Source organism: Streptomyces sp. NPDC001002, from assembly GCF_053599215.1.
This window is the reverse complement of the sequence record NZ_JBSFLV010000095.1, coordinates 24,799-36,594: the sequence shown is the minus strand read 5'-3', so window position 1 is coordinate 36,594 and position 11,796 is coordinate 24,799. Positions and strand designations below refer to the sequence as shown.

Genomic DNA, 11,796 nt, shown 5'->3' with positions numbered 1-11,796 from the left:
CGACGGGCGGACGACCATCGGGCCCCGGCAGGTGCTGCTGCCCACGTCGGACGCCGACGCGCTGACCGACCCCGAGGTGCTGGCGCGGCTCGGGCAACACAGGGCCCCGGAACCGGCGCAGGGGTCCCGGGGCCCGGTCAGGGAGCGGGGTCCGTCAGGGCCCGCCCGTCGCGGCTGTCACACGCGCCGCAGGACTGCCACCACCTTGCCCAGGATGGTCGCGTCGTCGCCGGGGATCGGCTCGTAGGCCGAGTTGTGCGGGAGGAGCCAGACGTGGCCGTCCTCGCGCTTGAAGCGCTTGACGGTGGCCTCGCCGTCGAGCATCGCGGCCACGATGTCACCGTTCTCGGCGACCGGCTGGCGGCGGACCGTGACCCAGTCCCCGTCGCAGATCGCGGCCTCGATCATCGAGTCACCGACGACCTTGAGGACGAACAGTTCGCCGTCACCGACCAGTTGGCGGGGGAGCGGGAAGACGTCCTCGACCGACTCCTCCGCCAGGATCGGGCCACCGGCGGCGATACGGCCCACGAGCGGGACGTACGACGCGGCCGGCTTGCCGGCGGTGTCGGTGGGCTGCACGGAGGCGGCCTGGTCGGAACCGCGCACCTCGTACGCGCGCGGGCGGTGCGGGTCGCGGCGCAGGAAGCCCTTGCGCTCCAGTGCCATCAGCTGGTGTGCGACCGAGGAGGTGCTGGAGAGGCCGACGGCCTGTCCGATCTCCCGCATCGACGGCGGGTATCCGCGTCGCTGCACCGAGTCCCTGATGACCTCGATCACCCGGCGCTGCCGGTCGGTGAGCCCTGAGCTGTCGGCCCGGATGCCTGGCGGTCGCCCTGGTAGGGAACGCTTGTGTCCCTCGGGATTCACGGCTTCGTTCATCGCATGCACCGGCTCGAGTCGGCCCTGGGAGCGGTCCTGGGCAGTGATGGTGGCACTGTCTGCGGTGGTGGTCACGTCGGCCCCTCTCGATGGTCTCCCTGCTGGACAACGGTAGTTGCTTTCGAAAGGTTGCGCCAAACACACGTTCGAGTGAAAAACCGTGGATAACCTGACTTGATCATGTGTCTGGGTGTATGGCTGACGCGCTTCCGGTGGACGAAGGTGCCCTAGTTCGTGCTCTTCACCGCCGGGGTGGTGGCCTCGTGGGTCGTTGCCCCAGTCTGCCATCCGGCATCCCGTCGACCGGGTACCGGCCCCCATCTGTGCGGGAGTCGCACGTCCTCTCCGTGTGGCGCCCACGGTATCTCCGCATGTGCCGCAGCGGTACGGTCGTGGCCGCCCGTTTCCGGCGTGGCAGGTACAGGCGTACGGCACATGCCAATACGTGCGCGACACGAGTGTTCGGCGTGTTTGGCGCGCCAATCCCCACATCTAGTGGTTGGATTGCGGCAGCAGCCCAGAAGTTGTGGTCCCCCGGGTCTTCGAACGCTTGGCGATCGCCTATGCTTGGGGCTGCTTCGAGGGTCCAACGGGCCCGGCGAGGCCATTGAGTCTGCTGTGAGGAGGGTTGGGAGATCATGCACTGCCCCTTCTGCAGGCACCCCGACAGCCGTGTCGTCGACAGCCGTACGACCGACGACGGCACGTCGATCCGCCGACGCCGCCAGTGTCCGGACTGCTCCCGTCGTTTCACGACCGTGGAGACGTGTTCGCTCATGGTGGTCAAGCGGTCAGGGGTCACCGAGCCTTTCAGCCGTACCAAGGTCATCAACGGCGTGCGCAAGGCATGCCAGGGACGACCTGTCACCGAGGACGCACTCGCCCAACTCGGCCAGCGGGTCGAGGAGGCGGTGCGGGCCACCGGAAGTGCCGAACTGACTACCCATGACGTCGGGCTGGCCATACTCGGCCCGTTGCAGGAGCTCGACCTCGTCGCCTATCTGCGATTCGCCTCCGTCTACCGGGCGTTCGACTCGCTCGAGGACTTCGAGGCCGCGATCGTGGAACTGCGGGAAGCGACGCCAGACCTCACCGCGGACGACGAAGACGCGGGATCGGGGAGCCAGGAGGACGACGGCGGGTCCGGAGGGACTGTTCAGGTCCCCGTGCCCGCCCACTCCGCCGACTGACCGGCGGGCCGGAACCGGGCGGAAGCCCCGGGTCCGGCCGGGTGGCGGCGGACCAGGACTTGTCGCGGAGCCATGAGCATTTCGGCGGCCGGGACACCAGACAAACACTCTGCCACGGGAACATCGTGGCATTTCAGGGCGTTTTTGCCTGTACAGGGAGGCGGCATGACAGAGACGGCGAGCGGTCCGGCACGAGGTTCCCGCGCGAAGGGCACCAAGACCACCAAGGGACTGCGTATCGAGCGTATTCACACCACCCCCGGCGTGCATCCGTACGACGAGGTGGAGTGGGAGCGTCGTGACGTCGTCATGACCAACTGGCGCGACGGCTCGGTCAATTTCGAGCAGCGTGGCGTCGAGTTCCCCGCCGAATGGGCGGTGAACGCGGTCAACATCGTCACCAGCAAGTACTTCCGCGGTGCCGTGGGCACCCCGCAGCGCGAGGTGAGCCTCAAGCAGCTCATCGACCGCATCGTGAAGACGTATCGGAAGGCCGGCGAGGACTACAAGTACTTCGCCTCGCCCGCCGACGCCGAGATCTTCGAGCACGAGCTGGCGTACGCCCTCCTGCACCAGATCTTCAGCTTCAACAGCCCCGTGTGGTTCAACGTGGGCACCCCGCAGCCCCAGCAGGTCTCCGCCTGCTTCATCCTGGCCGTCGACGACTCCATGGAGTCGATCCTCGACTGGTACAAGGAAGAGGGCATGATCTTCAAGGGCGGCTCCGGCGCCGGCCTGAACCTCTCGCGGATCCGCTCCTCCAAGGAGCTGCTGTCCTCCGGTGGCAACGCCTCCGGTCCGGTCTCCTTCATGCGTGGCGCCGACGCCTCCGCCGGCACCATCAAGTCCGGTGGCGCCACCCGCCGCGCGGCCAAGATGGTCATCCTGGATGTCGACCACCCCGACATCGAGGACTTCATCCAGACCAAGGTCAAGGAAGAAGAGAAGATCCGCGCCCTGCGCGACGCGGGCTTCGACATGGACCTGGGCGGCGACGACATCACGTCGGTGCAGTACCAGAACGCCAACAACTCGGTCCGCGTGAACGACACGTTCATGAAGGCCGTCGAGAACGGCGACAAGTTCGGCCTGACGTCCCGCATGACCGGCGAGGTCATCGAGGAGGTCGACGCCAAGCAGCTGTTCCGCAAGATGGCCGAGGCCGCCTGGGCCTGCGCCGACCCGGGCATCCAGTACGACGACACCATCAACCAGTGGCACACGTGCCCGGAGTCCGGCCGCATCAACGGCTCGAACCCGTGCAGCGAGTACATGCACCTGGACAACACGTCCTGCAACCTCGCCTCGCTGAACCTGATGAAGTTCCTCAAGGACGACGGCAAGGGCCACCAGTCCTTCGAGGTCGAGCGCTTCGCCAAGGTTGTCGAGCTCGTCATCACCGCGATGGACATCTCCATCTGCTTCGCGGACTTCCCGACCCAGAAGATCGGCGAGAACACGCGCGCGTTCCGCCAGCTCGGCATCGGCTACGCCAACCTCGGCGCCCTGCTGATGGCGACCGGCCACGCGTACGACTCCGACGGCGGCCGTGCCCTCGCGGGTGCCATCACCTCCCTGATGACCGGCACGTCGTACAAGCGCTCCGCCGAACTCGCCGCGGTCGTCGGCCCGTACGACGGCTACGCCCGCAACGCGCAGCCGCACCTTCGGGTCATGAAGCAGCACTCCGACGCCAACACCACCGCCCCGCGCGCGGACGACCTGGACACGCCGATCTGGGCCGCCGCCACGGAGTCCTGGCAGGACGTGCTGCGTCTTGGCGAGAAGAACGGTTTCCGTAACTCCCAGGCGTCCGTCATCGCCCCGACCGGCACCATCGGTCTGGCGATGTCCTGCGACACCACCGGACTTGAGCCCGACCTCGCCCTGGTCAAGTTCAAGAAGCTGGTCGGCGGCGGCTCGATGCAGATCGTCAACGGCACCGTCCCGCAGGCCCTGCGCCGCCTGGGCTACCAGGAGGAGCAGATCGAGGCGATCGTCGCCCACATCGCCGACCACGGCAATGTGATCGACGCCCCGGGCCTCAAGCACGAGCACTACGAGGTGTTCGACTGCGCCATGGGCGAGCGTTCCATCTCCGCGATGGGCCACGTCCGCATGATGGCCGCCATCCAGCCCTGGATCTCCGGCGCGCTCTCCAAGACGGTCAACCTGCCGGAGACGGCGACCGTCGAGGACGTCGAGGAGGTCTACTTCGAGGCCTGGAAGATGGGCGTCAAGGCGCTCGCGATCTACCGCGACAACTGCAAGGTCGGCCAGCCCCTCTCCGCCAAGACCAAGGAGAAGGAGAAGACCGAGGTCACCGAGAAGGCCGAGGCGACCATCCGCGAGACGGTCGAGAAGGTCATCGAGTACCGCCCGGTCCGCAAGCGCCTGCCCAAGGGCCGTCCCGGCATCACGACGTCCTTCACGGTCGGCGGCGCCGAGGGCTACATGACCGCCAACTCCTACCCGGACGACGGTCTCGGCGAGGTCTTCCTGAAGATGTCCAAGCAGGGCTCCACCCTCGCGGGCATGATGGACGCCTTCTCCATCGCCGTCTCGGTCGGCCTCCAGTACGGGGTGCCGCTGGAGACGTACGTCTCGAAGTTCACGAACATGCGCTTCGAGCCGGCCGGTATGACGGACGACCCGGACGTGCGGATGGCGCAGTCGATCGTCGACTACATCTTCCGCCGCCTGGCGCTCGACTTCCTGCCCTTCGAGACGCGCTCCGCGCTCGGCATCCACTCCGCTCCGGAGCGCCAGCGTCACCTGGAGACGGGCTCGTACGAGCAGGCCATCGACGACGAGGTCGACGTCGAGGGTCTGGCCCAGTCGGCGCCGCGCGCCCAGGAGTTGAAGGCCGTCGCCACACCGAAGGCCGAGGTCGAGGCGGCCAAGCCAGCTCCGCAGCAGGCGCACACCAGCGCCGAGCTGGTGGAGATGCAGCTGGGCATCCAGGCCGACGCCCCGCTGTGCTTCTCCTGCGGCACCAAGATGCAGCGGGCCGGCTCCTGCTACATCTGCGAGGGCTGCGGCTCGACCAGCGGCTGCAGCTGACGGAGGGCGGGATCCGTCCCGCCCGACGGTCACTCGCTGAGTGAACATCTTTAAAGAGGAGGGGCACCGGTCACGGCCGGTGCCCCTCCTCTTTCTCGTGTCGCCGTTCCTCGGTCAGGGTTGGTGTGCCTCGCCCATGCTTCGGATGAAGGTGGCGGGATCGTCCTCGAAGCCGTGGATCCCCGGGCGGAACGTCCACGTGCCGGAGCCCTCGCGCACGAACTCCCCGACGGCCGCCGCCGTCGACCCGAGGACATCACCGAAGTCGTCCTCGGCGAGGACGGTGTAGCCCTCGCGGATGCGAAGGCCCGGATTGATCACGCCGACGAAGGTCCGGTGCGTCGAGGGCTGTTGGATGACGACGCCGACGACCACGCGCGTGTACCGGCTGTTGAGCCGGTCGAGCTCCAGTGTCATGACCTCGTCCCAGCCGAAGCCCTTGCCGTCCTTGCTGTCGCGGTTGAGATAGATGGTGCCGTCGGGGGACCTGCTGTCGAAATACACCACATAGGAGGGAGCGCCGTACGGATCGCTCTCCAAGTAGGTGGCGGCAACGATGTCCAGATCGGTGGGCGGCTGCCCGGTGGGACTCGGATCCCATTTCAGCCCGACCTCGACCTTGCGGATGCCCTTCTTGAGGCCGTTCACCAGACTTCCCCTTCCCCGTTTCCCGTGTGCCTTCTGCGGCCCGAACTACCGGGCGGACAGGGCCGATTGTCCATCCTGCCACGCGCGCGTGTACGTGTACGGACGAGCTGTCCGCCCGAGCGTGACCGGCGCCACGCTCCGTGGCCTTACGATGGCGCGGTGCTGGTCAAGTGGATTCGCTGCACCGTGGTGGACCGCCGCGGCTTCGAGCGCGGGCAGCGAAAGTGGGCGGGGCTTCTGGGGGAGCCGGGGTTTCGGGGACAGGGTGGTGGGTGGAGTCGGCAGAGGCAAGGCGTGGCGCACGTTTTCGCGTTCTGGGAGAGCCGCGCCTTCTACGACTCCTTCATGGCCCGCTCGCACGACCGGCTCGCGTCGGCCCAGTCGGGGACCTTCAAAGACGCCCAGGTCAAGCTCTTCGACCACCGCTTCGATGTGAAGACCGGCTTCGAACCGCGCTTCACGGACGCCGACCTGGTACGGGTGGCCCTCGCCCGTATTCATGAGGAGCGCGTGGACAACTTCACGCTCATGCAGGAGAAGGTCTGGAATCCCGCCATGGCCGGCTCACCGGGCATGATCCGCGGGCTGTTCGGCGAGGCGCCCGGGCACGAGTTCCTGGTGCTCTCCATGTGGCGGCAGGCCGCCGAACACGGCAAGTACCGCACGGAACGGGTGGAGCGCCTCGCGCTGCGGGCCCAGACGGAGGCGGACGTGGCAGCCCTCACGGGCGACATCGTGGACCTGGAACCGACCTGGACGGTCTGACGCCGGACGCGTGACACACGCATCCTTGTGAGGCGCGAGGTGCGGGAATTGTGTGACCTACGCCGTATGGAGCCCGTACGAGTGCTCGATCTGCCCTCACCCGATCTAGGGTTTTGGCATGGCACGACCACGGCGGATCATCCTTGTCCGGCACGGAGAGTCAACGGGCAATGTTGATGACACCGTGTACGAGCGCGAGCCCGACCATGCGCTCGCGTTGACCGAGCGCGGCTGGCAGCAGGCGGAGGAGACCGGCAAACGGATTCGCGAGGTGCTCGGCCGGGAGCGCGTCAGCGTGTACGTGTCCCCGTACCGCCGCACGCACGAGACCCTGCGCGCCTTCCACCTCGACCCCGACCTCATACGGGTGCGCGAGGAGCCCCGGCTGCGCGAGCAGGACTGGGGGAACTGGCAGGACCGCGACGACGTACGCCTCCAGAAGGCCTACCGCGACGCGTACGGTCACTTCTTCTACCGCTTCGCCCAGGGCGAGTCCGGCGCCGACGTGTACGACCGGGTCGGCGGCTTCCTGGAGAGCCTGTACCGCAGCTTCGAGGCCGCCGACCACCCGACGAACGTGCTGCTGGTGACGCACGGTCTCGCCATGCGGCTGTTCTGCATGCGCTGGTTCCACTGGACGGTCGCCGAGTTCGAGTCGCTGTCGAACCCGGGGAACGCGGAGATGCGGATGCTGGTGCTCGGGGACGACGGCAAGTACGTCATGGACCGGCCGTTCGATCGCTGGCGCGACCCGGAGCCGTACGGCGTCACCGGATAGAGTCGGACGGACATGACCTCTGACTTCTCTCCCAGCGGGCGCCTGGATCGCGCCCTGAACAGTCTGCGCGGCCTGACGGTCGGGGACGCGTTGGGCTCACAGTTCTTCGTACCGGAGAACTATCCGCTCTTGCAGCGCCGCGAACTGCCCTCCGACCTCTGGCAGTGGACCGACGACACCGAGATGGCGTGCTCCGTCGTCGCCGTCCTGGCCGCCCACCACCGCATCGACCAGGACGCCCTGGCCCACTCGTTCGCCGTGCGCCACGACTTCGACCGGGGGTACGGCCCTGCCGTCAACCGTCTGCTGCGGTTGGTGCGCGAGGGCGGCGACTGGCGCGAGCTCTCCGCCCAGCTCTTCAACGGGCAGGGGTCCTGGGGGAACGGCGCCGCCATGCGGATCGCCCCTCTGGGCGCCTGGTACGCGGACGACCCCGAGCAGGCGGTCCACCAGGCGGAGATCTCGGCGTACCCCACACACCAGCATCGTGAGGCCGTGGTCGGCGCCATGGCCGTCGCCGCGGCCGCCGCGCTGGCCGGTGCCCCCGGCGGTCCGCCGAGCCCCGAGAAGCTCCTGGACGGCGTCCTTGCGCTCGTCCCGAAGAGCGCCGTCGGTGCCGGACTGCGCCGCGCCCGGGACATGCTCGACTACGACGACGCGGGCACCGTCGCGGCCGTACTGGGCTGCGGACGGCGTACGTCCGCCCACGACACCGTGCCCTTCGCGCTTTGGTCGGCGGCGCGGGGCCTCGGGGACTTCGAGCGGGCGTTCTGGACGACCGCACAGGTCGGCGGTGACGTGGACACGAACTGCGCGATCGTGGGCGGTGTGATCGCCGCCGAGAAGGTGGGGGCGCCGCCGGTCGAGTGGGTGGAGCGGACGGAGGAGCTGCCGGACTGGGTGCCGGTGGCGAAATAGCGGCGGCGGAACAGCGGCTGCGGAGCGGCTGACGGGTTGGGTGACGACCGTCGGTCGGTGGCAGCTCCTGCGGTGTTCTGACCCCGTCGCGAAAACTCTCTGTGTTCGTCGGGAACTCTCCGTGACCAGCCGGGCGTTGTGCTGGCAAATGCTGTGCGGCGCATGGGTCCGCACATGCGGGTGATGTGCCAGGGGCCAGGGGGTGGTCATGGAGTTTCTGCGGGCGTTGCTCGTGTCGGTCGCGCTGTTCTGTCTGGTGTTCCGCCTGGGGCGGATGGCCGGACCGGCGTCCTCGCCGTCGGTCCCCCGGACGAGGTCCGGCCATCCGCGGTCCTTCGTGGGGCCGGCCGGGTCAGACGGCCGCGGGACCTGCCGTTCCGGCGAGCGCCTCCAGGTCGCTCTTGCGCACCCGGATCACGAACCAGGCGGTGGCCAGGGCGAGTACGGCCATCGCGGCGGCCGGAATGAAGGCCGTCGAGATGCCGTGGGCGAGGACCTCGTGCCCCCAGGGCGCCGGGAGTTGGTGCGTCTTGGTGAACTCCGCCTTCTGTTCCGGCGAGCCGTCGGCGAGGAAAGAGGGCAGTTGCTTCTTCGCCTCGTCCCTGCTGGCCGAGCCGAACACCGTCGTCAGAATGGACAGACCGAGCGAACCGCCCACCTGCTGCATGGCGTTGAGGAGTCCGGAGGCCGCGCCCGCCTCGTGCGGGGCGACGCCGGAGACCGCGGTGACCGTCAGAGTCACGAAGTTCAGGCCCATGCCGAACCCGAACACCAGCATCGGTCCGAGCACGCCGCCGACGTAGGAGCTGTCGGAGCTGATGAGGGTCTGCCAGGCGAGCCCGATCATCGCGAGGGTCGAGCCCACGAGCATGAACGGCTTGGGGCCGAGCACGGGCAGGAACCGCTGCGAGAGTCCCGCGCCGAGCGCGATCACGACGGTCACCGGCAGGAAGGCGAGACCGGCCTGGATCGGGGTGTACCCCAGCACGTTCTGCACGAAGAGCACGATGTAGAAGAACATGCCGAACATCGCAGCGGCCAGGCACAGCATGATCACGTACGTGCCCGAGCGGTTGCGGTCGGTGAACATCCGCAGGGGGGTGATCGGTTCCTTGGCCCGGGACTCGATGAGTCCGAAGCCCACCAGCAGCACCACGGCCGCCGCGAAGGATCCGATCGTCACGCTGTCCCGCCAGCCCTGGTCGGCCGCGCGGATGAAGCCGTAGACGAGAGCTGCCATGCCGGCCGTCGAGGTCAGCGCACCGGGGAAGTCGAAGCGACCGGTGTGCCGTTCGGACTCGTTGATGTACATCGGCGTGAGCACGGCGATCAGTACGCCGATGGGCACGTTGACGAAGAGGACCCAGCGCCAGTCGAGCCACTCGGTGAGCATGCCGCCGGCCAGCAGGCCGATGGCGCCGCCGCCCGCGGAGACCGCGGCGAAGACGCCGAACGCGCGGTTGCGCTCGGGGCCTTCGGGAAACGTGGTGGTGATCAGTGCCAGCGAGGTGGGCGAGGCGATCGCGCCGCCCACGCCCTGCAGGACGCGTGCGGCCAGCAGTTGCCAGGGTTCCTGGGCGAGACCGCCGAGCAGGGAGGCGAAGGTGAAGAGCAGGATGCCGGACATGAAGACCCGGCGGCGGCCGAGGATGTCACCGGCCCGGCCGCCGAGAAGCAGCAGGCCACCGAAGGTGAGCGTGTAGGCGCTCACCACCCAGGTGAGGTCGGTGGTGCTGAACTTGAGAGCGTTTTGAATGTGCGGGAGCGCGATGTTCACAATCGTCGCGTCGAGGACCACCATGAGTTGGCAGGCCGCGATGACGGTGAGCGCTATGCCGGGATGCCCTTCCCGACGAGCGGCACCGGGCTTCCGTTCTTGGAGCACAGGAGAGGTTGTCACTATGGGTCCCCCACGAGAGATTTAGTGAACGCTCGCGTTCACTGTCGTGGCAACGGTAGTGAGTCCCCACTAGTGAACGCAAGCGTTCACTTATCTTGGAGTCATGTGGCGCGTCTCCCGTCGCTGCCACACGGCGCGCACCTGCACAACCGGTCGCACCCGTACGCGCCCGCATCCGTACCCGAAATCCCCGCTCCCCCTGCTTGCTGGAGACACTCAGATGGTTACCTCGCGCTGGACGGCCGCCCCCGCTCAGGCGGCCTCCCTCCGTCGGCGCGGAGCTGTGCTCGAACGCGCGATCCTCGAGGCCGCGTTGGAGCAACTCGGCACGGTCGGCTGGAACGGCCTCACCATGGAAGGCGTCGCCGCCGGCGCCCAGACCGGGAAGGCCGCGGTCTACCGCCGCTGGCCGTCCAAGGAGGATCTCGTCGCCGACGCGCTGCGGGCGGGACTGCCGCGCATCGAGGGCGCACCGGATCTGGGCAGCGTGCGCGAGGACCTCCTCGCGCTGTGCCGGACGGCTCGTGACGCGATGTACTCGCGGCCCGGGTTCGCGGTCCGGTCGGTGATTCACGAATGCGACCCGGTGCAGGCGGAGCGCTTCCACAGCGTGATCTTCGACGGGATCGTGGAGCCGACCGTCAAGCTGCTCCAGGAGGTCATCACCCGTGGCATCGAGCGGAAGGAGGTGCGGCCCGACGCGGCGAACAGCTACGTCATCGATGCCATGCCGGCCATGATGATGTACCGCTCCAAGATGAGCGGAAGCGAATGGGGGGATCGTGATCTGGAGGAAATGGTCGACCAGTTGATGGTTCCGCTGCTGCGTCCCGACGCCGGCTGAGGGTGCGCCCGGAAGGTCGTGCCGCCACATGGGGAAACCGGGGTGTCGCAGGGTGATCCCGGCGGCGTACGCTTAGCTCGCCATGCCGTACGAACCCCCTACCCACACTGTCGAGCGCTCCCTTCGCGCCACGACCGGAGCCAAGGTCATTGCCGGTGTCGACGAGGTGGGGCGCGGCGCGTGGGCCGGCCCCGTCACCGTCTGCGCGGCCGTCACCGGACTGCGCCGGCCGCCCGAAGGTCTCACCGACTCCAAGTTGATCGCCGTCAAGCGGCGGACCGTGCTCGCCGAGACACTCCAGCAGTGGGTGACCTCGTACGCGCTGGGTCACGCCTCTCCGGAGGAGATCGACCAACAGGGCATGACCGCGGCGCTGCGGTTGGCCGCGGTACGTGCTCTGGAAGCCCTGCCCGTCCGACCCGACGCGGTGATCCTCGACGGCAACCACGACTACCTCGGGGTGCCGTGGAAGGTCCGTACCGTGATCAAGGGCGACCGGTCCTGCGTGGCCGTCGCGGCGGCGTCGGTGATCGCCAAGGTTCAGCGCGACAAAATGATGGCCGAACTGGGTATGGACCATGCAGACTTCGGTTTTGCGGACAATGCCGGGTATCCGTCACCCGTGCACAAGGCCGCACTGGAGGAGCGGGGACCCACCCCGTACCACCGGTTGTCGTGGGCGTATCTTGATGCGCTGCCCCAGTGGCGGCACCTCAAGAAGGCCCGCAGCTGGGCGGACGGGAGCGTTCCGGAGATCGAGGGGCAACTCGGCTTCGACTTCTGACGATTCCGCTCGCACTCATGTGCC

Annotated in this window: 10 protein-coding genes; 7 read left to right on the top strand and 3 right to left on the bottom strand. The window is 68.1% G+C overall.

What is annotated here, in order from left to right; all coding sequences use genetic code 11:
- Positions 1-177 precede the first annotated feature (177 nt).
- Complete coding sequence (gene lexA / locus ACWDR3_RS33325) at positions 178-957, bottom strand: transcriptional repressor LexA (protein WP_123997280.1); 780 nt, start codon at positions 955-957, stop codon at positions 178-180.
- Positions 958-1,520: 563 nt separating this feature from the next.
- On the opposite strand from lexA, the gene nrdR reads away from it, so the two are divergent.
- Positions 1,521-2,072 (top strand): transcriptional regulator NrdR, encoded by a 552-nt coding sequence (gene nrdR, locus ACWDR3_RS33320; protein ID WP_450356282.1) that lies wholly within the window; start codon positions 1,521-1,523, stop codon positions 2,070-2,072.
- A gap of 165 nt (positions 2,073-2,237) precedes the next feature.
- Positions 2,238-5,135, top strand: a complete 2,898-nt coding sequence (locus tag ACWDR3_RS33315) for a vitamin B12-dependent ribonucleotide reductase (protein ID WP_450356281.1) — start codon at positions 2,238-2,240, stop codon at positions 5,133-5,135.
- A 114-nt stretch (positions 5,136-5,249) separates the two neighbouring features.
- Here the strand turns inward: ACWDR3_RS33315 and ACWDR3_RS33310 are convergent, their stop codons facing one another.
- Positions 5,250-5,783: a TerD family protein gene (locus ACWDR3_RS33310; protein ID WP_450356280.1), complete on the bottom strand. Its 534-nt coding sequence runs from the start codon at positions 5,781-5,783 to the stop codon at positions 5,250-5,252.
- Positions 5,784-5,942: 159 nt separating this feature from the next.
- On the opposite strand from ACWDR3_RS33310, the gene ACWDR3_RS33305 reads away from it, so the two are divergent.
- From ACWDR3_RS33305 to ACWDR3_RS33295, 3 genes are all read left to right on the top strand, one after another.
- Positions 5,943-6,548, top strand: coding sequence for a YdbC family protein (locus tag ACWDR3_RS33305; protein ID WP_401722166.1), 606 nt, complete (start codon positions 5,943-5,945; stop codon positions 6,546-6,548).
- Between the two features lie 118 nt (positions 6,549-6,666).
- Positions 6,667-7,326: a histidine phosphatase family protein gene (locus ACWDR3_RS33300; RefSeq protein WP_280879735.1), complete on the top strand. Its 660-nt coding sequence runs from the start codon at positions 6,667-6,669 to the stop codon at positions 7,324-7,326.
- Positions 7,327-7,338: 12 nt separating this feature from the next.
- Positions 7,339-8,244, top strand: a complete 906-nt coding sequence (locus ACWDR3_RS33295) for an ADP-ribosylglycohydrolase family protein (RefSeq protein WP_450356279.1) — start codon at positions 7,339-7,341, stop codon at positions 8,242-8,244.
- A 352-nt stretch (positions 8,245-8,596) separates the two neighbouring features.
- Here ACWDR3_RS33295 and ACWDR3_RS33290 read toward each other — a convergent pair whose 3' ends face one another.
- Complete coding sequence (locus ACWDR3_RS33290; protein ID WP_450356278.1) at positions 8,597-10,129, bottom strand: MFS transporter; 1,533 nt, start codon at positions 10,127-10,129, stop codon at positions 8,597-8,599.
- Between the two features lie 235 nt (positions 10,130-10,364).
- On the opposite strand from ACWDR3_RS33290, the gene ACWDR3_RS33285 reads away from it, so the two are divergent.
- Together ACWDR3_RS33285 and ACWDR3_RS33280 are read left to right on the top strand one after the other, a co-directional pair.
- Positions 10,365-10,988, top strand: coding sequence for a TetR/AcrR family transcriptional regulator (locus tag ACWDR3_RS33285; protein WP_450356277.1), 624 nt, complete (start codon positions 10,365-10,367; stop codon positions 10,986-10,988).
- Positions 10,989-11,070: 82 nt separating this feature from the next.
- Positions 11,071-11,772, top strand: a complete 702-nt coding sequence (locus tag ACWDR3_RS33280; RefSeq protein WP_123997271.1) for a ribonuclease HII — start codon at positions 11,071-11,073, stop codon at positions 11,770-11,772.
- Positions 11,773-11,796 lie beyond the last annotated feature (24 nt).